The sequence below is a fragment of the Sorangium sp. So ce367 genome (assembly GCF_051520455.1).
Lineage (GTDB): Bacteria > Myxococcota_A > Polyangia > Polyangiales > Polyangiaceae > Sorangium > Sorangium cellulosum_B.
The window spans coordinates 12,536,912-12,561,920 of record NZ_CP150334.1; the positions used below are offsets into that span (position 1 = coordinate 12,536,912).

Annotated in this window: 20 protein-coding genes and 1 pseudogene; 10 read left to right on the top strand and 11 right to left on the bottom strand. The window is 71.6% G+C overall.

Features of this window, described 5'->3' with window-relative positions; translation table 11 throughout:
- Positions 1–147 precede the first annotated feature (147 nt).
- Entirely contained in the window at positions 148–789 is a 642-nt protein-coding gene (locus tag WME97_RS47555; protein ID WP_437547720.1) for a mannan-binding protein, read from the bottom strand.
- Between the two features lie 569 nt (positions 790–1,358).
- On the opposite strand from WME97_RS47555, the gene WME97_RS47560 reads away from it, so the two are divergent.
- Positions 1,359–3,236 (top strand): sigma 54-interacting transcriptional regulator, encoded by a 1,878-nt coding sequence (locus WME97_RS47560; protein WP_437547721.1) that lies wholly within the window; start codon positions 1,359–1,361, stop codon positions 3,234–3,236.
- A 77-nt stretch (positions 3,237–3,313) separates the two neighbouring features.
- The gene (locus tag WME97_RS47565; RefSeq protein ID WP_437547722.1) at positions 3,314–5,266 is read left to right on the top strand and encodes a protein kinase domain-containing protein; all 1,953 of its coding nucleotides are present in this window, start codon (positions 3,314–3,316) and stop codon (positions 5,264–5,266) included.
- Between the two features lie 31 nt (positions 5,267–5,297).
- Here the strand turns inward: WME97_RS47565 and WME97_RS47570 are convergent, their stop codons facing one another.
- The 3 genes from WME97_RS47570 to WME97_RS47580 all read right to left on the bottom strand — a co-directional run bounded on the left by WME97_RS47570 (position 5,298) and on the right by WME97_RS47580 (position 8,852).
- Positions 5,298–6,392, bottom strand: coding sequence for a hypothetical protein (locus WME97_RS47570; protein ID WP_437547723.1), 1,095 nt, complete (start codon positions 6,390–6,392; stop codon positions 5,298–5,300).
- 244 nt (positions 6,393–6,636) lie between these two features.
- Positions 6,637–7,686 (bottom strand): tetratricopeptide repeat protein, encoded by a 1,050-nt coding sequence (locus tag WME97_RS47575; RefSeq protein WP_437547724.1) that lies wholly within the window; start codon positions 7,684–7,686, stop codon positions 6,637–6,639.
- Entirely contained in the window at positions 7,683–8,852 is a 1,170-nt protein-coding gene (locus WME97_RS47580; protein WP_437547725.1) for a hypothetical protein, read from the bottom strand. The genes WME97_RS47575 and WME97_RS47580 overlap by 4 nt, the downstream gene beginning before the upstream one ends.
- Positions 8,853–9,038: 186 nt before the next feature.
- Between WME97_RS47580 and WME97_RS47585 the strand changes: the two genes are divergently transcribed.
- Complete coding sequence (locus WME97_RS47585) at positions 9,039–9,707, top strand: hypothetical protein (RefSeq protein ID WP_044967360.1); 669 nt, start codon at positions 9,039–9,041, stop codon at positions 9,705–9,707.
- 18 nt (positions 9,708–9,725) lie between these two features.
- Here the strand turns inward: WME97_RS47585 and WME97_RS47590 are convergent, their stop codons facing one another.
- Both WME97_RS47590 and WME97_RS47595 read right to left on the bottom strand, forming a co-directional pair.
- Positions 9,726–10,580, bottom strand: a complete 855-nt coding sequence (locus WME97_RS47590) for a DUF4142 domain-containing protein (protein ID WP_437547726.1) — start codon at positions 10,578–10,580, stop codon at positions 9,726–9,728.
- Between the two features lie 469 nt (positions 10,581–11,049).
- Entirely contained in the window at positions 11,050–11,853 is an 804-nt protein-coding gene (locus WME97_RS47595; protein ID WP_437547727.1) for a class I SAM-dependent methyltransferase, read from the bottom strand.
- A 481-nt stretch (positions 11,854–12,334) separates the two neighbouring features.
- Here WME97_RS47595 and WME97_RS47600 point away from each other — a divergent pair, with 481 nt between their 5' ends.
- On the top strand, positions 12,335–12,850 hold the full coding sequence (locus WME97_RS47600; RefSeq protein WP_437547728.1) for a hypothetical protein: 516 nt from the start codon (positions 12,335–12,337) through the stop codon (positions 12,848–12,850).
- An 85-nt stretch (positions 12,851–12,935) separates the two neighbouring features.
- Here the strand turns inward: WME97_RS47600 and WME97_RS47605 are convergent.
- Positions 12,936–13,141 (bottom strand): annotated as a pseudogene (locus tag WME97_RS47605) (adenylosuccinate synthetase); the annotation flags it as partial.
- Positions 13,142–13,197: 56 nt separating this feature from the next.
- On the opposite strand from WME97_RS47605, the gene WME97_RS47610 reads away from it, so the two are divergent.
- On the top strand, positions 13,198–13,962 hold the full coding sequence (locus tag WME97_RS47610; protein WP_437555645.1) for a tetratricopeptide repeat protein: 765 nt from the start codon (positions 13,198–13,200) through the stop codon (positions 13,960–13,962).
- Between the two features lie 150 nt (positions 13,963–14,112).
- Here WME97_RS47610 and WME97_RS47615 read toward each other — a convergent pair whose 3' ends face one another.
- Both WME97_RS47615 and WME97_RS47620 read right to left on the bottom strand, forming a co-directional pair.
- Complete coding sequence (locus WME97_RS47615; RefSeq protein WP_437547729.1) at positions 14,113–15,396, bottom strand: adenylosuccinate synthase; 1,284 nt, start codon at positions 15,394–15,396, stop codon at positions 14,113–14,115.
- Between the two features lie 112 nt (positions 15,397–15,508).
- Positions 15,509–16,936: an ATP phosphoribosyltransferase regulatory subunit gene (locus tag WME97_RS47620; RefSeq protein ID WP_437547730.1), complete on the bottom strand. Its 1,428-nt coding sequence runs from the start codon at positions 16,934–16,936 to the stop codon at positions 15,509–15,511.
- 150 nt (positions 16,937–17,086) lie between these two features.
- On the opposite strand from WME97_RS47620, the gene WME97_RS47625 reads away from it, so the two are divergent.
- Complete coding sequence (locus tag WME97_RS47625; RefSeq protein WP_437547731.1) at positions 17,087–17,806, top strand: RNA polymerase sigma factor; 720 nt, start codon at positions 17,087–17,089, stop codon at positions 17,804–17,806.
- Between the two features lie 151 nt (positions 17,807–17,957).
- On the opposite strand, the gene WME97_RS47630 is transcribed toward WME97_RS47625, so the two are convergent.
- Positions 17,958–18,653, bottom strand: coding sequence for an HAD family hydrolase (locus WME97_RS47630; protein WP_437547732.1), 696 nt, complete (start codon positions 18,651–18,653; stop codon positions 17,958–17,960).
- A gap of 384 nt (positions 18,654–19,037) precedes the next feature.
- Here WME97_RS47630 and WME97_RS47635 point away from each other — a divergent pair, with 384 nt between their 5' ends.
- The 3 genes from WME97_RS47635 to WME97_RS47645 all read left to right on the top strand — a co-directional run bounded on the left by WME97_RS47635 (position 19,038) and on the right by WME97_RS47645 (position 21,242).
- Entirely contained in the window at positions 19,038–19,277 is a 240-nt protein-coding gene (locus WME97_RS47635; RefSeq protein ID WP_437547733.1) for a helix-turn-helix transcriptional regulator, read from the top strand.
- Positions 19,278–19,620: 343 nt separating this feature from the next.
- Entirely contained in the window at positions 19,621–20,211 is a 591-nt protein-coding gene (locus tag WME97_RS47640) for an RNA polymerase sigma factor (RefSeq protein WP_437547734.1), read from the top strand.
- Positions 20,208–21,242: a hypothetical protein gene (locus WME97_RS47645; protein ID WP_437547735.1), complete on the top strand. Its 1,035-nt coding sequence runs from the start codon at positions 20,208–20,210 to the stop codon at positions 21,240–21,242. Before WME97_RS47640 ends, WME97_RS47645 begins: the two co-directional genes overlap by 4 nt.
- A 331-nt stretch (positions 21,243–21,573) precedes the next feature.
- Here the strand turns inward: WME97_RS47645 and WME97_RS47650 are convergent, their stop codons facing one another.
- Positions 21,574–22,869 carry a glycoside hydrolase family 43 protein gene (locus WME97_RS47650; RefSeq protein WP_437547736.1) on the bottom strand — a complete coding sequence of 432 codons (1,296 nt, stop codon included), beginning with the start codon at positions 22,867–22,869 and terminating at the stop codon, positions 21,574–21,576.
- 388 nt (positions 22,870–23,257) lie between these two features.
- Between WME97_RS47650 and WME97_RS47655 the strand changes: the two genes are divergently transcribed.
- Positions 23,258–25,006 carry an Ig-like domain-containing protein gene (locus WME97_RS47655; protein WP_437547737.1) on the top strand — a complete coding sequence of 583 codons (1,749 nt, stop codon included), beginning with the start codon at positions 23,258–23,260 and terminating at the stop codon, positions 25,004–25,006.
- Positions 25,007–25,009 lie beyond the last annotated feature (3 nt).

A 25,009-nucleotide genomic window follows, 5' to 3' on the forward strand; every position in this document is an offset into this window, starting at 1 on the left:
TGAACAGGGAGGCGAGGAGACAGGGAGTATTTGAGGATTTCCTCCCCGTCTCCCTGCCTCCCTGTGAACTTTCCGAAGAGTTCGAGGGGATGCGTCAGCGCCGCGACCCGGTTGCGCCAGCGCGCTCACGAGCGGGTCGCCGTGACGTCAGGGCGTGCAAGCGCATCCGCAGACGGACATCTGGCCCGCGACGGTCGTGCTCCACTGCCCGTTCCAGGCGCGGCTCGTGCCGCAGGCGGCCGGGCACTTGCTGGGGGCGTCGGCGCTGCTCCAGATGGGCCCGGCCTCGAGCGACACCGTGGCCGGCGGGGTGAACGCGCACTCGCAGACGGACATCTGGCCCGGGACGGTCGTCCACCATTGCCCGTTCCACTTCGTCGCGCTGCTGTACGCGGCGCAGGTGTTCGGACACTGCGTCTGAGCGTGGGTGTTGCTCCAGATGGGGCCGGCCTGCACGACGGCGGCGGGGCGCGGGCTGCATTCGCAGACCGACATCGCGCCCGGAACGGTGGTCCACCACTGCCCGTTCCAGTTCATGTTCTGGGGATTGCAGACGTTCGGGCACTTGGTCTGGGCGTCGCTGGTGCTCCAGATGGGCCCGGCCTCCAGCGCGAGGTTCTTGGCGACGCACGCGGGGCCGAGCGCCTGCGACGCCTCCTCGACGGTCTCCTCGTCGGAGAACGCCTGCTCGGAGTCGCCTTCTTCCATCGGCACGCTGCAACCCGCGATGAGCATGATGCCGAGCGCGCTGGAGGTGAAGAGTCCGGAGAGGATGTGTTTCGTGTTCATGGTCGGCTCCTGGAGTGGGCTGTCTGGTGGATGTCTTGGGTCGCGATGTTCGCCGCCCGTCAGCTTCTGGTTTCGGTTGTTTGCAGCCTGTGTGCCACCAGGGCGCGCTCTCCTCGGAAGCGCCAGGCCCTCCATGTCAGCGGGCAAATGCGAGCGGCATCCGCGCGTCTCCGGGGGCGCGGCGCGCCCGCCGACGGCCGCCTCGGCAAGATCTTGCCCGCGAGAGATCGCCGTCGCGAGTTGCCCGGCAAGAGGTTGCCGGCAAGGATGAGCCGAAGGTAACAGCGGTGTCCTTCCGGCGACCGCGGCCTTGGTCCAGATCGTCGCTCCGCCCGGCACGTGGCACGTGAGCCGGCCAGAGCCCTCCGTCCCTGGCTCACCGTGCATGACCCGGCGCGCCGGTGGATGCTTGCGCGCAATGGAAGTGGAAATGGAGACGGATCGACCGCCTGTTGCGACCTGGCGACACGAGCAGCAGCGGCGCGGCTGAGACTCGTGAGCGGCGAGGCCCGCGGTGGCGCTTGGACCTCCCGAAGGAGCCTGATATAGAGACCAGCGAGGCGGAGCGCATGCGGTCAGGCAAGTCGGTGCAGGACGACGCGGCGAAGACCTGGACCCTGACGGGGAGGTCGATCTCTGCCATTCAGCAGACCGCGGCGCTGGGCATCGCGCTCGTCTGGCATCACGCCGGAAAGACGGAGAGACGATTGCTCTCGCCCGACACGCCGCTTGTCCTGGGGCGCGCCGCGCCTGCCTCGCTCTGCATCGACGATCGTACCCTGTCGCGGGAGCACGCCCGCTTCCTCCTCTCGCGCGGGCGGGTGTGGGTCGATGACCTGGGATCCAAGAACGGCACGTTCCTCGACGGCCGCCGCGTCTCCCGCGCCGGGATCGCGATAGGGGATGAGGTCGTGCTCGGCAGCGTCGCGCTGCGGGTGCAGGCGTTCGGCGCCGGGGGCGAGTCCCTCGATATCGAGGGAGAGGAGAAGCTCTTGCGCCGCGTGGAGGACGAGCTGACGCGCGCCCGACATTTTCGCCGTCCGTTCGCCCTGCTCCACGTGCGCATGAGCGCGGCGGTCACGGCAGAGGGCTGGATCAACGCCGTGCGCGCCTGTCTTCAGCCCGTCCATCGTGTGGCGCTCTACGGCACCTGCGCTGCCCATGTGCTCCTGCCAGAGGCCGGCGCCGAGGAGGCGCGCCGCGCCGCGCAGGCCATCGCTGCCTCCTTCGTGGGCAGCGACGCCCGGCTCCTCGTCGGCCTCGCCCTCTACCCGGACGCCGGAAGCACCGCGGACGAGGTCTTCGCGGCCGCGCGCGAGGCTGCCCGCCACGCCTCGCCCGAGCGCCCGGTGGCGTGCGGCCCGGCCGCGACCTCGGTGCTCGCGCGCGAGGAGCCGGAGGAAGGGGGGATCATCGCCGGCCGGCAGATGCGCGAGGTCATCGAGACGGTGAGGCGCGTGGGCGCCTCGCGCATCCCGGTCATCCTTCACGGCGAGACGGGGACCGGCAAGGAGGTCGTCGCGCGGATGATCCACGAGGGCGGCCCGCGCAAGGGGCAGCGCGTGGTGCGCGTCAACTGCGGGGCGATCCCGAAGGACCTCGTGGAGAGCACCTTGTTCGGCCACGAGCGCGGGGCGTTCACCGGCGCGCTGCAGCAGCAGAAGGGCGTGTTCGAGGAGGCCGACGGCGGCACGGTGTTCCTGGACGAGATCGGCGAGCTGCCGCCGCCGGCCCAGGCCGCGCTGCTCCGCGTGCTCGAGTCGGGGTCGTTCAGCCGCGTCGGATCGAGCCGCGAGATCGAGGTCGACGTGCGCGTCGTCGCGGCGACGCACCGGGATCTCGAGGCGATGGCCGCGTCGGGCGCGTTCCGGGCCGATCTGTATTATCGGCTGGGCGGCGTCGTCATCGACATCCCGCCGCTGCGCGATCGAAAGGACGAGATCGAGCCGCTCGCGCGGCATTTCTTGCGCGCGGCCAGCGCGGCCGACGGACGGCGTGTCGAGGGCATCACCCCGGACGCGCTCGCCCTGCTCTGCGCGTACGCGTGGCCTGGCAACGTGCGCGAGCTGCGCAACGTGATCGAGCGCGCGGTGGTGGTGACGCCCGGCGCGCTCGTCGGCCTCGAGGATCTGCCCCCGAGGGTGCGCGCGGCGGCGGCGCGCGGCGAGCCCGAGCGCCCCTCGGACCTGGGGAAGGACGCGGAGCTCGGCCGCGCTCCGCCCGACGTGACCGTGTTCGGCCGCACGCCGTCCGCCGCGAAGGAGGCGCCCTCCGAGGGCGGGCAGGTCCGGGGGAAGGTGCAGCAGTATGAGGCCAAGCTGCTCCAGGACATGCTCGAAACCGCGGGCTGGAACCGGACCGAGGCCGCGCGGCGGCTGGGGATCCCGGTGCGCACGCTGTCCTACCGCATGAAGGTCCTGGGTGTGAAGCGGCCCTCTCCTCGCTGATGCAGGGCTGCTGTCGACGGGCCCCCGCGCCTCGAAGCTGAGCAAGCGCGCTGGGAGCTCGCTACATTGCGCCGACCATGCTGAATCGCACGATCGCGCGGAAGTACTCGCTGAGACGAGAGATCGGACGCGGCGGGATGGGCGTCATCTGGGAGGCGTTCGATCAGGTGCTCCGGCGTCCTGTGGCGCTCAAGGTGATGACGCCCGAGCATGTCAGCTCCGACTCGGCGCGACGCCGATTCGAGCGAGAGGCGACGGCGATCGCTCGGCTCCAGAACGAGCACATCGTCCAGATACACGACTACGGTATCGACGAAGATTGCCCGTACATCGTCATGGAGCTGCTCGAAGGGGAGGACCTCGAGGCCAGGCTCACCCGGGAGCGGCAGCTCTCGCCGTCGGCGACGCTCGCCCTGCTCCGGCAGATCGCCAGTGGCCTGCAGGTGGCGAGCTCGGCGGGGATCATCCACCGCGATCTCAAGCCGGCGAATGTCTTCCTGGCGCGGAAGGAGCCAGGAGAGTGCGTGAAGCTCCTGGATTTCGGCGTGGTGTGGACGATCTTCGAGTCGGACGACGATCAGCAGGGATCGTTCGGCAGGGTCGTCGGTACGCCGTCGTACATAAGCCCCGAGCAGGTGCGCGCCGTCGTGCCGGATCACCTGAGCGATCTCTGGTCGCTCGGCGTCATCACCTACAGGGCCCTCACGGGCCGGCTCCCGTTCGCGGCGAGCGGGATCGGGGAGCTGCTCATCAGCGTCTGCACCGATCCGTTCCCGCCGCCGTCGAGCGTCGTGCCCGGACTGCTGCCCGGCTTCGACGGCTTCTTCGAGCACGCGCTGGCGAAGGACCCGGCGCAGCGGTTCCAGTCGGCCGCGGATTTCGTGGCGGCGTTCGCTGCGGTGATCGATGCCAGCCAGGGCCCCGCCAAGATCCTCATCGTCGACGACGAGCCCGACGTGGCGCTCATGATGAAGCTGCTCTTCCGGCAGAAGATCCGCGACGGGGTCTACGAGTTCATCTTCGCTGACAACGGCGAGAACGCCCTCGACGAGCTCCGGCGCCACCCCGACATCGACGTCGTCGTCACCGACATCAACATGCCCGTGATGGATGGCCTCACCTTCCTTGGACGCGTCCCCGAGGTGAGCCCCTTTGCGAGGACGGTGATGATGTCCGCCTACGGCGACATGGGGAACATCCGGAGCGCGATGAACCAGGGCGCGTTCGATTTCCTGCTCAAGCCGATCCAGCGCGGCGATCTCGAGGCGACAATCGACAAGACCATCAAGCACGTCGCGGAGCTGCGGAGGAACGCCCGCTCGGACGAGGAGAACAAGATCCTCCGGCAGTTCACGAGCGCGGCGTTGATCGAGCGGATCCGGGAGATGGGCCCCGCGATCGCGCTCGCGAGCGAGGCGGTCATGGCCACGGTGGCGTTCATCGACATCTTCCAGTTCACGCCCGTGACCAGGGAGAGGCTCCCCGGCGAGGCCATGAGGCTGCTCCGGGCCAACTTCGAGGTGATCGTCCCGGAGCTCGTCGCCAAGGGGGGGGTCGTCGACAAGTTCCTCGGCGACGCGGTGATGACGGTGTTCCAGGGGCCGGATCACCTGTCGCGGGCGCTCAGCGCGTGCGTGGCCGTCCGCGCGCAGATGGCGGCGGTGGCGCGCCGCGCCGGCGAGGGCTCGCCGTACACGCAGGGGATCTGCATCGGGCTCTCCACGGGGCAGGTCCTCTCCGGCAGCGTCGGATCTCAGGCGTACGGCCGGCTCGACTACACGGTGCTCGGCGAGGTGGTCAACGCCGCCGCGCACCTCGCCAGGGCGTCGCGGCCCGGGGAGATCCTCGTCGAGGCGACGGTCCGCGAGGCCGCGCAGCAGCTCTTCGATTTCGAAGAGGTCGGCGCGAGGAGCCTGCTCCCGGGGGCCCCTCCCGTGAGCGTCTTCAACCTGGTCAAGCGCGCTCCGGTCGATGTCATCGCAGGGGGCGAGCCGACCATCGGAGTCCACTCGACGACCACCATGCGATGAGGTCGCAGTCTGAACGGCACCGCGCAGCGGGCTACGCCGGCCGCAGGATCTGCCGTATCGAGTCCACGTCCGTGACCCGGTGCAGCACCGGCTGGAGCCCGGCGCCCGGCGCCTCGCCGAAGGCGCCGCTCGCGGCGACGGCGCGGGCGCGCGGGCCGTCGAGCACGAGGAACACGTCCCGGAGGCCCCCGGCGCCCGGCGCGTCGATCACGTCGACGATGCGCGAGCGATCGAGGTGCAGTTCCTCGTCGCCCCGCTGGATGAGCACGCGCCGGTCGGTGATGAGGTACCGCGTCCGCGCCGAGAGCCGCGCGGGGCGCACCACCGACATGTAGAGCATCGCCGCGCCCGCGGCGACGAGCAGCACGATCGTGAGCGAGAGGGACGCGACGAGCGCCACGAAGGAGACGCTCTCCGGATCCATGCCCGCCGCGGTCACGATGCGGATGCTGCGCACGGCGTGCACCGCCGTGACCACCGCGAAGGCGCCGAGGAGCACGCCGAGCAGCACCGAGCCGACGCCGCGCAGGCCGTTCGGGAGCCACTTGTGCCAGCCGTCGGCCGGGTGCGCCGACCAGAGCACCCGCTCGCCCTCGTCGAGGCGCTGCGAGAGCAGGCGGTGACCGTCGCCCGCGGGCGCCGACGGGACCACGCCCCGGAGGATCGCCCAGACGCGATCCGGGGCCACGACCCCGGTCAGCACGATCGACAGCCGCCGCCGGAGGGCGCCGGTCGGCACCGCCCTGACGAGCTCGAGGTCGCCGACGCCGGGGTGCTTCGGGTTCCAGTGGATGCGCGCGTAGCTGATCGACCGCCGCTCGATGGAGCGCCGGAGCTTCCCGCGCTGCACGACGATGTGCCGATCGGTCAGCATGTACTCCAGCTCCGAGCGCCACCAGCGCGGCAGGTAGCTGAACGCCACCGCGAGGCTCGCCATCCAGGCCGCGAAGGCGAGCAGCTGGTTCGGCGACGCGTCGAGCGCCTTGCTCACGACGATGGCGGACGCGGTGCTGATCGCGGAGGTCACGCCGCAGACCGCCGCGCCCACGAGGTAGAGCATCGGCGTCGCGACGACCTTGGGACGTCCGGACCAGAGCACATGCTCATCGAACACCGAGTCACGCATCTCGATGGATCCTCCGTCCGGGGTGAGCTGGCCGGCGCCGCCCCCGCGCGCGAGGGCGACCACGTTAAGGTGAACCCGCTGGCCGGGGTCGTAAAGGGGGCTCTCGCCATCGCCGGCTGTACGCCGTACGACCGGAGCGCCATCGGTAACCACGCGCACGGGTGGCCTTCCATCGCCGTGCGCCGCCGGAGCGGGCGGAAGCGGCGCGCGGCCGTCCAGACGCTGATGCGCCCGCTGTCTCGGCTCAGCGCCGCTCGGGCGCCGCGAGCTTGCGCAGGCGCTTCAGCGTCTTCAACGTCTGTTCCGATTCCCTCTCGCACTGCGCCCGCCGCGCCTTCGCCAGCGGCAGCCAGTGATCGTTCCCCGGCGCCCGGGCGATGTAGGACTCCCACGCGGCCACGGCCTGCAGGTAGGCCTCCGCGCGCGCGGCGCCGAGCTCTGCGCTCCGCGCCGCGGCCCAGTGGCCCAGCGCCGCGTACCAGGCCTCGTCGTAGGGAGGCACGTAGAACCAGCCCGCGCCGTTGATCTGCTGGTCGGCCCGGTCGTAGGTCCTCGCGAGCCGGATGTTCTCAATGCCTCCCTCCAGGTCGCCGGATCGGTCGAGCGCCACCGCGAGCCCCCACAGCGTGGTCACGCCGTAACGGACCATATCGAGCGACCCGAGGGTGGAGAGCGAGGCGCGGTACCCCTCGACCGCCGACGTGATGTCGCCGAGCGCCATGTAGGCCTCGGCCTGGTTGGCCAGCAGCAGCGCCCGCGAGACCGCGTGCGGCTCGAGCACCAGCGCCTCGTCGTACGCCTCGATCTCGTCCGTGTACCTGCCGAGCCGCGCGTAGCAGACCGCCAGCGCGTGCCACGCGTCGGCCCGGAAAGGCGCCGGCGGCTGGAGCCGCAGGAGCCCCTCGAGCGTCGCGACGGCGCCCTGCACGTCGCCGAGGTGCTCCAGGATGTCGGCGTAGCGCAGCCGCACCGAAGGGGTGCGCGACGTGGCCGCGCCGGCGCGCTCGTACAGGGCGCGCGCCTCGCGCAGCCAGAGCGGGCCGATCTCCTCGACCCGCTCCAGGAGCGGCGAGCGCCGGAGCTGGTCGTACCGCGCGAGCAGCGCGTCCGCCTGGGAGATGAGCTCCTCGCGCTCGTCGGCCGCCGGATCGAGCGCGCGGGACCAGACGGTCGGCGCTGCGTGGAGGGGCCCCGCGGCGAGCGCGAACGCGAACGCGAGGAGCGCCGCGACGCCCGGCAGGCGCGAGCGCCGCGGCAGGGGCGACCGCCGGGGCGGGAGCGACGGCCGCGTCACCGCGCCCCTCCCGTGGTTGGCCGCGGCGCCGCGCTCCGCTCCTGCGGGGCGCGCGCGGGCCGGTGGCCTCCGCCGCCTGCGCCTCGCCGGAGCGCGTCGAGGCGCGCGCGCGCCGCCGGGGCCCACGGCCCCTGGCCGCCGGCGCCCGACAGGTACGCCTCCCAGCGCGCGATCGCGGCCGCCGTCATGGCCCGCTCCAGCGCGAGCGCCTCGAGGGCGAGCCTGTCCTCCGGGACCGCGAGGTAGTCGACGGTGCGCAGGCGCGCCGCCGCGCTGGCGAGGTCGTCCGCGGTCCGCTCGCGCGCGGCTGCGCCGGCGCTCTGGCTTTCCGCGCGCCCGCGCGCACCCTCCCCGCGCGGGCGCGCCGCCTCCAGGGCGGTCGCCTCGCCTTCGAGCGCGGCGTCCGCCTGGGCCTTGTCGCCGGAGCGGTCCAGCGCGAGCGCGAGCGACAGCGTGACGTCGCGGGCGAGCTGCGTCTGCGCGCGCAGGCGCGCCTCGCGCAGGTAGGCGATCGCCTCGTCGAGGTCCCTGCGGGCGGCCGCCTCTCCGCGCGCGCCGCCGGGCGGCCTCGCGCTGGCGTCCGCGACGGACGCCGCGCCCGCGGTGGCCATCGACAGGTGCGCCGCCTCGAGCAGCACGAGCGCGCGCTGGTCCGCGGTCCCGAGCAGATCGATCCGCGGGACGAGCGCGCGGTAGATCGCGATCGCCTCGCCGCGCTTGCCGGTGCGGGCGAGCGAGCGCGCGAGGTCGTGCATCGTCTGCGGATCCTCGACGCTGCGGGGATCGACGCTCCGCGCCCGCTCGAAGGCGCGCGCGGCGTCCTCGGGCGAGCCGAGCGCGAGGGCGGCGCGGGCGAGCAGGACCTGCGGCGCGGCGTGCCCCGGGAGGAGCTGGTCGGCGAGGCGCGCCGACGCGCGCGCCGCCTCGGCGTCGCCGCCGAGCTGCGCCTGGCCGCGCGCGAGCAGGTCGCAGTAGCGCGGGAGCTCGGGCGCCCGCGCGCGCTCCCAGACCGTGGGCCCCCGCGCGATGGCCCGGCCGGATCGCGCCGCGCACTCGGGCGGACGCCCCGCGGCCGCCGCGGCGGCGACCAGATCGCCAGCCTGTCCGGCGTGCGCGGCGAGCGGGAGGACGAGCAGGGCCGTGAGCAGCAGCGGGCCGAGGTGCACGGCGAGAGTGTACCAGGGAGGCGCACTGGAGGCTCACGCCGGGGCCGACGGCGCAGGGCTGCGATCCGGTTGATCGGGTGGGCGTTGGTCCGTTATGGTGCCCGAGGTGACAGCGTCGACGGGGGGCGTTCGCGGGTCGTGTATCGCTGGACTCCGCAGCCTTGGAGCCTGAGGAGGATCGACATCATGGGCGAGGTGATTCGCAAGGATGCGCCAGCGGACGACATCATCGGTGACGTGCGCGCGACGCTCCACAGCGCTTCTGCGAAGGGCGGGCCCCTCCGGGAGCTCGCCGAGCAGCGGCTCGTGCCCGTGCTGACGCTCTTCGACGGGGTGGAGGCCCAGCGCAACGCCGCGCGCTCCGAGGCGGAGCCGCTGCTCGCCAAGGTCGAGGCCGAGTCCGCGCGCGCCGACGACGCGCTCGGCAAGGTCGCCGACGACGTCTGGAACGCCGTGGGGCGCCCCTCCGCGGATCCTGCGCTGTCGATCCTGTTCCCGGGCGGCGTCGCCTACTTCGCCGACGATGAGGACGGCGATCTCACGGGGCAGCCGGATCGGCTGGAGGTGCTTGCGCAGCTGCTCGGCTCGGGGATCCACCCGAAGCTCAGCCTGGACAAGGCGCAGGCCGCGGCGGCCGAGGTGAAGTCGGCGGCGGCGGCGGTGCGCTCGACGGTCGAGGCGACCCGGCTGCCGCTGGAGCGGCTGAGCGTGCTCGACCGCATCCGCGCCTCGGTGGCGAAGAGCGCGCACATCGAGCTGGTGCACCTGAAGCGTCTCTACAGGGCGGCTGGCTTCAGCGAGGCGGAGATCCACGCGGTCATCCCGGATCGCGGCCGGGCACGGCGCCGCCTGTAGCGCGCCGCGCCCCTCGGCTCACGGGCGGGGGTACGGGCCGGGCGCGCCGAAGCCCGACGGCGCGCCGCGGCCGTAAACCCCGTAGTAGGGGGAGACGGCGGGCGAATAGGGCCCGTTGGCGCCGAAGTAGACGGGGCCGTAGGAAGGCGCGCTGTTGGCGAAGCCGCCGCCGTAGTTGCCGTAGTTGCCGTAGTTCCCGTAATTGCCGTAGTCGATATAGTTACCGTAGTTACCGTAGTTGCCGTAATTGCCGTAGTAGGGAACGCCAGGCGGATAGCCGCCCTCCGGAATGTACGGGCTGCCGATGAGCGCGAGCAGCGACGTGGCGAACGAGAGGTTCCGCTTCGTGGCGCTCAGGACCTCCGGGACGAGGTGAGAGAGCCCCGGGTGCAGCTCGGGCCCCACGATGGCCATCTGCTCCTGGAGATGGGCGAGGAACTCCCGGTGTCGATGGATCTGAACATTGACGAACGTCCAGTCGAAGCTGGGCCCCGCGAGCCCCGTGAGCTGCTGCTGAGCCGCCGCGCCCTGCTCGATCAGCGTCAGGCTGATCTCGTTGTCCACCGGCGCCATGCCCATCTGCGTGAGCGCGAGCGCGAGCTGCTGGCTCGCGGCGGTGTGATAGTCGAACAGCTGCTGGGCGAGCTCGATGACGTGCGGGTCCGACGCCTTGGCGCGGGCCATCTGCGCGTCGCTGATCTCGGTCGCGTTGAAGGCGGCGAGCACCGCGGCGAGCTGCGGCATGGTGAGCGAGAAGGCCTGTGAGGTGGACTCGACCGCCTCCTCCGAGCTGTCCTCGTCCGCCGCCACCAGAACACCGTCTCCCGCCGCGACGGAGCAAGCGCTGGTCCCCGCGAGCGCGAGGGCTGCCATCCATGCAAAACGAAGAGAGTCGACTCGAATGTTCATAATTCCCCCATGTCATTGACGGAAGCGGGGCCGGCGCTGGAGCGCTCGGCGGTGATGCCTGGCCCGCCCCGTCACGTATCTTGAACTGTTGTTGGGAGACGCAAGCCGCGAGAAGATCAAATAGGCGATTCTCACCAGCGCGCAGGATCGGCTGAATCGTCCGTGCCGCGCGACGGACCGGCGCAGAGGTGCCACCTCTCGACGTCGATGAACGGACGCGGGCACCGCCCGGACCGGCGGCCCTGGAATCCCTGCGCTAGGGCGGGCGGGGGCCGGGAGCGGCGCTGTCGGAGGATCAGCGTGATGCCATGTCCTGGCTCGACGGAGAGCGCAGGACGGAGTTTGCTGCTTTGCTGGAGGACGGGCCCGGAATCGGGATCTCGGTCACTGCCACCTGGCACCGTCACCTGGCCGCCCGGGCGGGAGAAGGACGTCAGTCGGAGATCCTGGCCGGTTTGCGGGCCAGGACGCCGACGGTGCCATAGTAGACACCCCACGCCGACGGATCGGCCGCGAACCGGGCGTAGCCGGCGAGATCTTCCGCGCTGACCCGCCCTGTCGCGAGGTGCCTGTGCTGGAGCTGGGTGGCTGAGAGGCTCATGATCTCGGACAGCGGGTGACCGCCTGGGCACAGCGGCACCTCGTTCTCGACGGCCTCGATGGCGAGCCCTCGCGACGTCAGGATCGCGGGCAGGCGCAGGCCGAGGCCCGGGTCCTTGCCGTCGGCCTCGAACATCGCGAGGATCGACCGATTGACCCGATCGAACGCCTCGATATCCGGACCGGAGGCGCCCCTCGCCGCGGTGAAGTCCGGCTCCTCGAGCACCAGGTGGCCGCCGGGCTTCAGCGCTCCGAGCATGGCGTCGAGGAGATCCTGGAAATCCGCGTTGTGGACGAGCACGTAGCGGGCGTGCACGAGATCGAAGCGCGCCGCGTGGAAATTGAGCTGGCGGATGTCGCCCTCGATGATCCGGACGCCCGGCGGCGGAGAAGCGTCCATGAACCCGACATCGAGGTCGACCGCGACCACCTCGCCCTCGAGGCCCACGCGCTCTGCCATCCAGCAGGCGATCGACCCAGCGCCGGCTCCTACCTCGAGGCAGCTCCAGCCGGGCCCCATCCCGGACGCCTTGAGAAGGCGCCGGCTGCCGGGGTCGAAGAAGCCCTCGATCCGCCGCAGGCGCTCCAGCTCTCGCGCGCGCTCCGAACCCGCAAACACGTAGCTGTTCTCGGCCATAGGAATGGACAGAATAGTCGATCCCACGGAGGAAAAGCGAACTTCTCCCTGCTGACTTCGCCCGACCTTCTTCCAGCGACATCGATCTGTCGAGCAGCGCACAACGGGTGAGCTGTTCGGCCCGGGCTGTAAAGCGCGCTTGTGCCGACGTTATGTCCAGATGCCTTCAAGGGAGCGCGCCGTGACCGCCGCGCGTCCACGCGAGCAGCCTTGGGAGGAGGCTGAGCGCCTGTCGTCGAGCGCGCGCCGGCCGGCGTCAGGCGTTGTTCGTGTCCCGAGGGGTCAACGGCTCTCGATCGGGCGCGGCCCGATGCGCCGTTCCGGCGTCGTCTCGATCCCGAGGGCCGGATCCGGCCCCAGCATGTCGAGCGCGGGACGCTACGCCGCCAGGCTCCGGAGGCGGCCTTCGCGCGCATGGGCGCGTCCGCATCGCCGGCGGCTCGGCACGAGCCGCAAACGCAAACGACCTGGGAGACACATCATGCGAAGCATGTTTCTGGTAGTCCTGACCGCGCTGCCGCTCATGGCCTGTGGGGGCAATCAAGGCGGAGAGGCGGCCTCGCCGGCGCCCACACCGGCGGGCGGAGAGACCCCCGGCGCGCCTGGAACCCCAGGAGCGCCCGAGAGCGGCACGCCCGGCGCGGGCACGATGCCTGGAGAGACGGGTGAGCCGGGCGCCCAGGGCGGGCAAGGCACCCAGGGCGGCACGCAGGAGTGGGGCAGCGGCACCCAGCGCAGACCGGGCACCGGCGGCACGAGCGGCGGCACGCCGGGAGGCACGCCGGGCACCGGCGGCACGACGGGCGGCACGCCGAGCACGGGCGGCGCGCCGGGCACGGGCGGCACGCCGGGCAGCGGCACCGGCGGCACGCCGGGGGGAGGGGCTTACGCGCCGGGCGGCGGAACCGGCACGCCGGGCGGGACCACAGCGCCGGGCGGCGGCAGCGGCCAGCGGGGCGGCACGCCCGGCGGCAAGAACGGCGGCTCGGGCCAGTAATCTTCAAAGCTGCACGGCTGGACAACCGTCCCGCTGGACGAGACGGCGGCTCATCGCCCGCTGCGGTGAGCCGAGGTCCCGTCGCTCACGCGAACGCGTTGCGCCGGACGAGGGGCGCCTCGCGGTCCGCGCCGACCGAGACGACGTCGACCGGCACGCCGGTCTCCTTCTCGACCATCTCCACGTAGTGCCGCGCCGCCGCGGGCAGCTCCGTCATGCAGCGGGCGCTGTCGATCGGCTCGCTCCACTCGGCCACGATTCCAGCACCGGCTCCGCGGTCGCTCTCTCGTCGCTCTGGAGCTCCCTGATGGCACACCGGAGGTGTGCCATCTATCCTGGTGGATCTGATGCCGCCCAGTGCGAACATGGTCTACCGCCCTGAGCGCCGCACGGAGATACACACCATGGGCGATCCTCATCTCGCCGAGGCCGTTGGCCGCGCCAGGGAGCTCTTGAGGCGTGGAGCGTACGCCGACGCCGAGGAGCTGCTCTCCGGGCTCATCCACGACATCGAATCGCGATCGGGCGACCGCGCGCCGGAGCTGATAGCCCCCCTTTCCCTGTACGCCAGGGCTGTGCGCCAGCAGTCCCCGTGGGACACGCTGCCGCATCGCGAGAGGGCCGCGCTCGAGCGCGCGTTACGGCTCGCCGTCGAGCATGACGGCGAGGCGTCGCGTCGCGCGGCGCGCATCCAGGAAAGGCTGGCGGTGTGTCTGAGCGCGTCTGGAAATGCCGAGCTGGCGTGCCCCCACATGATGAATGTCGTTCGGTTCGCCGAGCGGGCCCACGGAGATGGCGTCCTGCTCGCTCACGCGCTGGGCGGGCTCGCTTATATGCTGCTGGATGCAGGGCGGTGGGAGGAGGCCCTCGCGACGTACGAGCGCGCGTCCGGCATGATGAGCGGCAGAGGAGACGAGCTGGCCGAGTTCACGCTGCTGTTTGGCAAGGGCCGTTGCCTCATCGCGATGGGACGTCATCCCGACGCGGTTCCGGTCCTCGAGCGCGCGTACACATGGTTCCTCGGGAGGTTTGGAGACAACAGGAGGGCAAAAGAGCTGCTCGCCTGGCTCGATCGTGCCCGGCTCGGAGCGGCGGGAGCCCTCGAGACGTGAGTCCGACGGCGCCCGTGCCGGGGAGTGTGCGATGCAGTCAAGCCGGACGTGGTCTTGTCGCGCTCCGCCGGTGAAGGCCGGCGCCCGTTGCCTCACGGTGCCGGCCTTCTCTTCATCCCCTCGACGTGGGGCTTCGCGCTCGCTTGCCCCTCACGCGAACGCGTTGCGCCGGACGATCGTCGCCTCGCGGTCCGCGCCGACGGAGACGACGTCGACCGGCACGCCGGTCTCCTTCTCGACCATCTCCACGTAGTGCCGCGCCGCCGCGGGCAGCTCCGTCATGGAGCGTGCGGCGTCGATCGGCTCGCTCCACTCGGCCACCGTCTCGAGCACCGGCTTCGCCGTCGCGATGTCGTCGATCGGGAACTCCCGCGTGCGCCCCGACGGCGTGTCGTAGGCGACGCAGACCTTGAGCTCCGGCATGCCGGTCAGCACGTCGAGCTTGGTGAGCGCGATCCCGTCGAGGCCGTTCACCCGCGCCGCGTAGCGCAGCGCCGGCAGGTCCAGCCACCCGGTCCGCCGCGGCCGACCCGTCACCGAGCCGTACTCGCCGCCGACCGAGCGGAGCCGCTCGCCGAGCGGGCTGTCGAGCTCGGTCGGGAACGGCCCCTCGCCCACGCGCGTGCAGTACGCCTTCGCCAGGCCGAGCACGCGGCGGATGCGCGTCGGGCCGACCCCGGCGCCAACGCACGCGCCCCCCGCGATCGCCGACGACGACGTCACGAACGGGAACGTGCCGTGATCGATGTCGAGCAACGTCCCCTGCGCCCCCTCGAGGAGCACGCGCTCGCCGCGGCGGAGCGCGCCGTCGATGAGCTGCGACGTGTCGGCGAGCAGCGGCGTGATGCGCTTCGCCAGCGGCGTGAGCTCGTCGAGGATCGCGTCGAGCGACGGCGGCTCGCCGCCCAGGGCGCGCAGCGTCGGCGTCCACGCCTCGATCGAGCGCGACACGAGCTGCGCGAGCCGCTTCATGTCGCGCAGATCGCCGAGCCGCGCCCCGCGCCGCGACGCCTTGTCCTCGTAGCAGGGGCCGATGCCGCGCTTGGTCGTCCCGAGCCGCACGCCGTCCGCCGCCGCCGCCTCGCGGAGCGAGTCGACGAGCGGGTGGAACGGCAAGATCAGGTGCGCGCGATCCGAGACGAACAGCCGCCCCTGCGTCGAGCAGCCCCGCGCCTCCACCGCGTCGATCTCGGAGACGAGCACCCCGGGATCGACCACCATGCCCTGCGCCATCACGCAGCGGGCGTTCGAGCGGAGGATGCCGCTCGGGATGAGCCGAACGATGAGCTTCTCCCCGCCCACCACCAGCGTGTGGCCGGCGTTGGGTCCGCCGGCGTAGCGCACCACGAGGTCGGCGCTCTCCGTATAAAGGTCGACGACCTTGCCCTTGCCCTCGTCGCCCCACTGTGCGCCGACGATCACGATCGCGGTCATTCCGAAGCTCCTCTTGGATCACGTGGCCCGGCCTCGGCCCGCTCGTCACTCCGAGCGGCTCCGTCCGGGTCCAGGTTCGCCTTTACCCCAGGCTCGCTTGCCGAGCGAGCGTCTACTTGCCGCCCGGACGTCCTGCCCCCGTCTTCAGCACGATCGCCTGGGCCGCCGCGGCGTCGTCGAGGGCCGCCGGAACGGCGCTCGCGCTCGTCGCGGCCTCGCCCCCGCCGGATGTCGCCTCGACCACAAGCGCCCCGTCCCGCTCCCGCACCAGGTGAGAGAACCGCCAGGACAGCGCGTACCCCTCCGGATCCTGGTCCGGCGCGTGCGTCACGGCCGGGAGGCCCAGCCCCCGCAGCGCCGCAGCGAGCGACGCGGCGCGCTCCGGCCGCACAGCGACGAGCACCCGCAGCGCCGGCTCGTCCGCCGCGCCCGCGACGTCGCGCGCCCAGGCGATCGCGTCGAGGTTCAGCGCGAAGCCGACGGCCGGCATCGGCAGGCCGAAGCGGGAGAGCAGCATGTCGTAGCGCCCGCCCGCCACGATCGCCTCCCCGGGGCCATCGGCCAGCACGTGGAAAATTGCACCCGTGTAGTACGCCAGACCGCGGAGCTCGCCGAGGTCGACCCGGAGCGCCGGGCCGAGCTCGGGGCTCGCCCTCGCCGCGTCCCAGAGCGCGCGGAGCTCGGCGAGCGGCGCCTCGGCGGGCGTGCCGGTGAGCAGGCGCGTGGCGCGGTCGAAGACCGCGGCGCCGTCCGGGTCAGCCGCGCCGCCGCCCGCGAGGTCCGGCAGCGCGGCGATGGCCGCGACGATGCGGCGCGGGACGTCGGCGGCCTTCGGGCTCGCGAGCACGGCGGCGAGGCGGGAGCCGTCCTTCAGCTCGAGCACCTCGGAGAGCTCGGCCGCGAGCCCCGCCGGGACGGCGTCGAGCAGCGCGCGCGCGATCATCGCGTGGCCGAGGTCCACGACGAAGTGCTCGAGGCCGGCCTCCCGCACCGCGGAGGCGGCGAGGCGGAGGATCTCGAGCTCACCGGCGAGCGTGCCGACGCCGTAGAGCTCGACGCCGGCCTGCGGGATCTGCCGGTGGCGCCGCGCCCGCCCCTGGCGGCGGCGGAGGACCGTGCCCTCGTAGCAGAGGCGGATGGGGCGGGGCGCGTCCGCGAGCCGCGTGGCCACGAGCCGCGCGATCTGCGGGGTCATGTCCGGGCGGAGCGCCGCCACCTCGCCCGACTCGGGCTCGATGAAGCGCAGCACGTCCGCGGCGTCGAGCGTGCCGAGCCCGCGCTCGAGCACCTCGGCGAACTCGAACGCGGGCAGCGAGACCGGCTGGTAGCCGCACAGCACGAAGTGATCGAGCACGCGCTTGGCGAGCGCGCGCCGGCGCCGCGCCTCCTCGGGGAGGAGATCGCGCATCCCGGCGGGCAGCGGGTGGGCCAGCGCACGCGGCGGGGCGGAGGCGGACGGCGCTGGCCTGTCCACCTCGGGCGTCGGAACGTGGCTGTTTCCCCCTCGGGGGGCTTCCCATCGCGGAGCGTCGCTGGACATCGTGGCCCCGCTTATACCGGCTGAGCACGCGGTGCGCACGCGGCGCGCACGTCCGTTGAGCTTGCCGTGGCAAGGCCTTTGCTGGTCGGTGCGCACCACCGGGCCCGTGGGCCGGAAGCGCACGCGGCGCCCTCGACGGAGAGATGGCTCATGGCTCTGACCGCCGTTCCGACCGATGTACCGAGCGCCAGCACCAGGCCTGAGACTCCTCCGGCGCCCTGCGGTCTCACCCCGCCCGGCGCGGTCGGGTCGCGCCCGTCGCCCCGCGCCGCGAGCGCGGGCCCGTTAGCCGAGGTCATCTGCCGGGCGAAGGACGGCGATCGGGAGTCGCTCGACGAGCTCACGCGGCTCATCCGCCCGCACGTGGAGCGGCAGCTCGCGCGCTACCCGGTGTCCGACGAGGATCGGCTCGACCTCGTGCAGTCGACGCTGCTGCAGGTGGTGCGGACGATCCGCTCGTTCCGCGGCGACTCGAGCTTCACGACGTGGCTCTTCCGCGTGACGGCGAACGAGGCGCTCATGCTGATGCGGTCGCAGCGGCGGCAGCGCGCGCGCATCGTCGAGGGGCTCGACTTCGAGGAGCTCGGCCTCTTGCCGACGATGCGCAGCACGATCGGCGAGGACGACGCCGCGTCCGCGGCGGAGCGGGAGGCGTACGTCCGCGAGGCGCTCTGCGAGCTGCCGGACGACTACCGCGACGTGGTGCTCGCGCACTACCACGAGGACCTCGGCCTCCAGGAGATCGCGCAGAAGCTCGCCGTGAGCGAGAGCGCCGTCCGCTCGCGGCTCCACCGGGCGCGCGTGCGCCTGCGCGCGATCCTCAACGCGACAGCGTTCGGGCGCGAGATCGCCGAGGGCGTCGCGGCCTGAGGGGCGCGCGGACGGCGACGTCCTGCGCGCGCGGGCGGCGACGTCCTGCGCGCGCGGGCGGCGACGTCCTGCGCGTGCCGGGGAGGGAGGCTGCCCGCGCGTGCAGGCCGGCCGCGCGCAGATCCGACGCGCACCACCCGGCGGTGTGCAGCTAACGAACGGTGGAGAGCCTGACCGTCGCGTCGCGCCAGCGGCGGAGGACGTCCCAGAGCTCTCCCATGGTACGGAGGAGCACGTCGGGGCGGGCGTCGAGGAGCTCGTCTTGCGATCCGAAGCCGCCGAGGACGGCGATCGACCGCGCGCCCGCGCGGCGAGCGCACTCGATGTCCTGGGGGCCGTCGCCGACCATCACCATCTTGTGCGGCTGGACGCCGACGCGCGCCGCGAGGTGGAGCAGCGGCGCCGGATCCGGCTTCTTGGCGGCGACGTCGCCGCCCGCGACCACCGCGCGGAAGCGCGCGCCGACCCCGAGCGCGGCGAGCACCGCGTCGGTGGTCGAGCGCGGCTTGTTCGTGCAGACGCAGAGCGCGAGATCGCCGAGGTCCGAGAGCCTCTCGAGCATCTCCTGCGCGCCCGGCATCCAGCGGGTGAAGTCGAGCGGGTGCCGCGCGTAGTAGTCGAGGAAGTGGCGGAGGACGTCCTCGACGCTGTCGGATGTCTCGGGGAGCCTTGCGGCGCGCGCACACAGCGCGCGCGCGCCGTCGCCCACGTACCGGACGATCACCTGCCCGGGCAGCGGGGCCCGGCCCGTCGCCACCAGCGCATGGTTCACCGCCGCCACGATGTCGCCCCGACTGTCGATCAACGTACCGTCCAGGTCGAACACGACCACCGTGGGAGTGAGCATCACCAGAGAGCCTACGCTGGCGCCCTCGCTGACGGAAGGTACGGCGAGCACCCCGATGTCGCATGAACCGGACTTTATGTCCATTAACTGCGACTTTATGTATGAAAAATTTGACATTGGTTCGCCGGTCAGTTACCTGGTTCGAGGTGTCAGCGGTCCCGTCGGGCATCGCTGGCACCTCGAACCAGCGCTGCCGCGCGTGGGCGCCGGGGCGCAGCGCGAGGCGAAACCGCGACGAAACAGAGCCGGCGCCGCGCGCCTGAAGCGGCGCAGATGTCCGGCCATCCGCGGCCGGATGTGGGGAAGGCGGAGCTCGCCTCCTGCGCATGGGGAAGGACGCGCTGCCTCCGAGGGCGAGATGACGTTCAAGGAATGGAGCGCGGCATGGGCAAGGGGCAGCCTCGGATCACGAACGTCATCCGCACGCTGAGGTTCCATGCGGGCGAGATGACCCAGGCGGAGCTGGCCGAGAAGGTCGGCGTCACCCGTCAAACCATCGTCGCCATCGAGCAGGGCCGCTACTCGCCCTCGCTCGAGGTCGCCTTCCGCATCGCGGCGGCCTTCGGCGTGCCGCTCGAGCACGTCTTTCAGTGGAAAGGTGACGCGCCGGGCGAGCGGGGGTGAGAACAACGGTGCTTGCCTGTGTCGAACAAGGGCACGAGAAAGGAAGCGTCGTCGTGACCACGAGCGCCGGCGACGACGAAGGCGCTGCGCGCGCGGTCGTGCTCCACGCGTGAGGTGACGCGCATGCGGCGACGCGCATGCGGCGCGAGGAGCCCACGCCCAGCGCGCTTGTGCGGGCCGACGTGCACCAAGGACCGCAATTTCCGCTGATGCGGCGTTCATGCTTGTTCGAACGCTCGGCGCAGCTCATTCACGAAGTGCCCGCGGTCACCAGGTGCTGCAGCTCCGTGCTGGCCTGTCGATTTTGTGATCGAGTCGCCTCGATCCGGAGATTGCACAAGGCGTGAGCCGTGGTGAAGCGCTGACCCTGATGCAGCTCCCCGCCGCAGTTCCGCCCGACAGCCGGGCGGCGGCCGGGCGCCTCACCGGGCTCGTGATGGAGCATTCGGCGTTCGTCTGGCGCTCGCTGGTGCGGCTCGGCGTGCCGCGCGCCGACGCGGAGGACGCGGCGCAGCAGGTCTTCCTCGTGGCGGCCCGGCGGCTCGGGGACATCGAATCGGGCCGGGAGGCCGCGTTCCTGTTCAGCACGGCGCTGCGGATCGCCTCGCGCGCGCGGAGGACCCAGCAGCGGCGCCGGGAGGTGCTGGAGGACGCGCCCTGCGAGCGCGTCGACCCGGCGCCGGACCCCGAGGAGATGATGGATCGCGCCCGCGCCCGCGCGATGCTCGACGCCATCCTCGACACGATGCCCCTCGAGCAGCGCGCTGTCTTCGTGCTGTTCGAGCTGGAGCAGATGACGACGGCGAACATCGCGGCGCTGCTCGATCTTCCGGCAGGCACGGTCGCGTCTCGCCTCCGCCGGGCGCGCGAGCACTTCCAGGCCGCCGTGAGGCGGATAGAGGCGCGGGCCCATTTCCGAGGTGAATCGCCATGACCGATCCCGAGCGCCTTCTGGACAAGAAGGGGAGTGCTCTGCCAACGACGCTCCTCCGCGCGGCGCTCGACGAGAGTCCGCCGAGCGGCTTGACCCGGCGAATGCTCGTCGCGGTCGGCGTCGGGGCCGCCGTGACGGGGACGGGGGGCGCAGCCGTGGCGGGGACGGGGGGCGCGGCCGCGGTGGGAACGGGCGCGGGCGCGACGGGGGGCGCGACCGTGGCAGGGGGCACGGGCGCGGCAGGGGGCACGGGCGCGGCAGGGGGCGCGACCGTGGCAGGGGGCGCGGGCGCGACGGGGGGCGCGACCGTGGCAGGGGGCGCGGTCGCGGCAGGGGGCGCGACCGCGGGGGTGGGGGGCGCGGCCGCGACGGGGGGCGCGGCCGCGGCGGGGGCGAGCGCCGCGCTGAAGGTGGCGGGCGTGGCGGGCGGGAGCGGGATCTTGAGCGCGCTCGGGATCGGCGCGCTCGCGGGGGTCCTCACGCTCGGGGTCGCGGAATGGACGCACGTCGACACGCCGATCCCCGCAGGGCGCGCTGGGGCCTCCAGCGCGCCGGCTGCGCTCGCCGCGCCGCGCGCGCCTGGCGCGGCCGAGGCGGAGCTGCACGAGCGCGTCCCGGAGGAGCGAACGGACGACGCTCCGCTCCTGGCCGCGCCCGCCGCCACGGCTCCTGCCGCCACGGCGGTGAACAGCCCGCGCGCACGCGAAAGGAACGCGCCGACGCTGGCCGCCGAGCTGGCGCTGCTCGACACCGCGCGGCGCGCGCTGCGACGCGGCGATCCGGCGGCCGCCCTCGCGCTCCTGGCTCGCCACGCGCGCGAGTTCCCGAGCGCGCAGCTCTCCGACGAGGCCGCCGCGATCCGCGTCGAGGCGCTGGCGCGCAAGGGGGATCGCGCGGGCGCACACGCGGCGGCGCGGCGCTTCCTCGAGGCACACCCGGGCAGCCCTCACGCCGATCGCGTCGAGTCGGCCGCCGGGCTCGACACGAGCAAAGGCGCCGTGCAGCGGAGGAAGAACGGACCCGCAGATTGATACGAGAAGAGGCATCGCCATGGCGTGGCGAAAGACCGCGCCCACGCGCGAGCACCCGTCACCCGGCCCTCGCGGTGGGGTGGTCCTCAGCGCTGGCGTCCTCCGCCCAGGAGGGCACCCGACCTTGGTTGGTCCCCTACCGCGGGTTCACGATCGAAATCTGGAACCACTCGCCCACCTTGCCGGAATACTGGGATATGCCTCCGACAACACCGGGCCCGCACAGGTTTCCTTCGGCCCCGCTCGTATCCCGCGGTCCCATGATGTTCCACTCCGAGGAGCTGCAGTCCGCTGCGGTCTCGGTCAGTCAGCGCTTCGTGCGCCGTACAAATCACCTGTGTGTCGGGACGATCTTCCGGATCGTCCCGTCGTCGTTGTAGTAGGCGCGATCGACGCACGTGGATCGCCGATAGCTACCGCCGGTCGGCAGCGCGGCGTTGTGGTACGTGAGGTAGCTGGCCCCTTTGAACTCGAAGAGCGACTGGTGAATTGTGCTGCTGTTCGGCACCGGATCCAGGATGACGCCTCGATGCTGCCACGGCCCCTCCGGTGACGTGCTGGTCGCGTAGGAGATGCTCTCCGGGAACCCCGAGGCGTACGTCAAATAATAGAGGCCGCCGTGCTTGGACAGATAAGGCGCCTCGGTGTAGCTGGGGATGCTCTTGAGCACGTGAATCTGGGCGCCGCCGATGCTGCGGTTCTGCATCTTCCCGCTGCCGTCGGTCGTGTAGGTCTCACCCTTCAGGTGGATCATGTCGTCCTCGAGCTCGACCCAGTACAAGACCCCATTTCCCCAGTACATGTAGGCCCGGCCATCGTCGTCGACGAACACCGTCGGATCGAGGTTTCGCCACGAATGGTCCGCCGTGCCGTCGGTGTCGGCCAGGAAGATGAGCGGGATCCCCCGTGCGTCCTTGAACGGCCCTTCCGGCTTGTCCGCGACCGCGACGCCGATCGAGATCCCGTAGCCGGACTGGCCGCCCTCCACCGGCGCGTAGAAGTAGAACTTCGGGTTGCCTTCCTCGTCGTCGCGTTCGACCACCTGGCCCGCATTGGCGTTGCCCGTCGAGTCGCCGCCGCGAGCCCAGGAGAACACATTGTAGCGCATCACCGCGCCCTTGTTCTCCCAGTGGATCATGTCGGACGATGTCCAGAGCCGCCAGTCGAACATGCGGTAGCCCTCTGCACCCTCGGCCTGCTCGTCATGGCCGGTATAGAGGTAGACCTTGTTGTTCCAGGCCATGGCCGCGCCGTCCGCTGTAAAGACGTAGTCTCCGGGGCCGCTGGTCGGATCTGGCGCATCGTACTTGATGATGGGATTGTCGAACTCTGTCGGAGGCGGCGTGCTGCCTGCGCCGCCCCCGCCTTCCGCGCCGCCGCTGCCGCCTGCGCCGCCGCTGCCGCCTGCGCCGCCGCCGCCTGCGCCGCCGCTGCCCACCGTACCACTGCTGACGCCCTCACCGCCGCTGCCGCCTGCGCCGCTGCTGCTCGAGCTATTGCTGGAGCTCGATGACGACGTTCCTGGGCCAGAGGCCGCCGTGTCCGGCTTCTCCTCACCACCGTCGCAAGCCCCGAGCCATGCCGAAAGTAGAAGAACAGCAATCCGCTTCGAACGAGCGTAGTCCATGTCGAGCACCTCCTCATCAGCCTGTCCAACACGACGACCATGGCGACGGTGAGCCCCACCACGCCAAGCTGTACCGTTCGGACGTCCAGTATCCGGCCATCGAATGTGAGCGTTCACATTTATAGCGTCAATCGAAAACCGGCGATCCTTGGCCTGCAGGGTCAAGCTGCCGGAGCGCGTCAAAGCGCGTGCGGCCGATCGCGCTTGACATTCGAAATGTGAACGTTCACATTCGGCTTCGTCTTAACCGATTCATTTCAGGGGGCGCGTCGCGCGTTCGTGTACCCGTGTACCCGTGTGCCCGCGCGATCGCGGTGGGGGCTGTGGGCTCCACCTTCCGTTGGGATGGCCACCTGTCATGACTCACACGCTACAGAAGAGGTCAGGCATGCGTTCGACGAGGATGGGACTACGTTGGCTCGGCTTTCCTTCGTTGGCCGCCCTGCTCGCGGCGTGCTCTGGCGGGGACCTCAACTCACCGGAAGGAAATGACGGCGGTGGCTCCGGTGACACCTCCTCCGTGGTGGTGGGCAGCGGCGGCGGAGCCCCAACGCCGGCGGCAGGAGCCACGAGCAGCGGCGCCACGAGCGGCGGGGCCACGAGCAGCGGCGCCACGAGCAGCAGCGCCACGAGCAGCGGCGCCACGAGCGGCTCGGGTGGAGGCGCCACGACCGGAAGCACGGGCGCGGGCGGAGTCGAGCCGGACACGATCACCGCCCCGGAAGGCAAGATCCCGAACATGCCCATGCCGGCGAACAAGATCAACTTGCCGCGCAACAGCTGGCGAGACGGCCTGGTGTCGCCGACGCTCGAGGCGGGCCATCACCAGAACCAGCCGATCGTCATCAACGGCTACGTTCAGGGCGCCGGCAACGCCGAGATCGTCTTCTACGACATCGCCGATCCGACCAAACCGAAGATGCTCTCGCGCATCCAGAGCCCTGGCTTCGATCCCAGGGGAGGGCCCAAGGGCGTCGGCGAGGCGGAGTCGCATCAGACCTCGCTCGGCCGCTATGGCGACAAGTTCTACCAGGTCACCACCTCGGGCACCGGCGTCGACATCTGGGACGTCACCGACGCCCGCGCGCCTCGTCACGTGAGGCTCGTCAAGCTCGACGGCATCAACTACGGGGACTTCACCGACTCCGTCTGGGGCATGTACTGGCAGGGCAGCGTCATCTACGTCGGCGGCACCAACACGGGCCTGCACATCCTGGACGCCGCGGATCCCGAGGACGTGAAGTTCGTCAAGAAGATCCCGATCTCGCAGTTCGGCGGCGTGAGCGCCGGTCCGCTGTGGGCCGTGGGCAATACGCTGGTCATCACGACGCCCAAGGACAACGGCGGCATCGCGACGATGGACATCAGCGATCCGATGAACCCGGTCGCGCTCGACTTCATCACCCCGAGCAAGAGCTACATCTGCGGTCTGTACGGCAAGCACATCTACGTGCAGTCGCCGCTGCGCGTGTGGGACGTGCTGACCGACCCGACAGACATCGGCTCGGCCAATTCACCCATCGCCACGCTGCCCGACTCGGCGTTCAGGGCCATGGGCTACCCCGCCGGGTCCGAGTACATGAGCTTCTCCGACGGCACCCTGTTCCTCGGTCACCTGCGGCCGGACGCCGGCGTCTCCAAGATCGACGTGCGCGACATCCACAAGATGTCGATCAAGAGCCGGGTCTGGGGGCGGCTCGAGTTCACGAACGGCGACGACCAGTTCTCGATCCCGGTCGGCAGCCTGCTGGTGCTGGCCGACGACGAGCTGCCCTACCGCGGCATGGTCATCGCCGCGCACTCGACCGAGCCGGACACCACGCCCCCGGCGGTCGACACGGTGCTTCCGAAGAACGGGGCGACGGGGCTGTCCAGGAAGTCGCGTATCGGCCTCAGCCTCACCGACAACGTCGAGATCGCCACGGTTCACCACGGCAGCTTCATCGTAAGGCCGATGGGCGGGCAGCCGTTGAAGGGGAGCTTCGGCCTGTACATGGGCATCGTGAGCTTCGATCCCGACGAGGACCTGATGCCGAACACGACCTACGAGATCGTCCTGCCGAAGGACGGCATGAAGGATCTCGTCGGCAACGGCATGGCGGCTGAGTTCAAGTCGACGTTCACGACCGGTCCCTGAGCC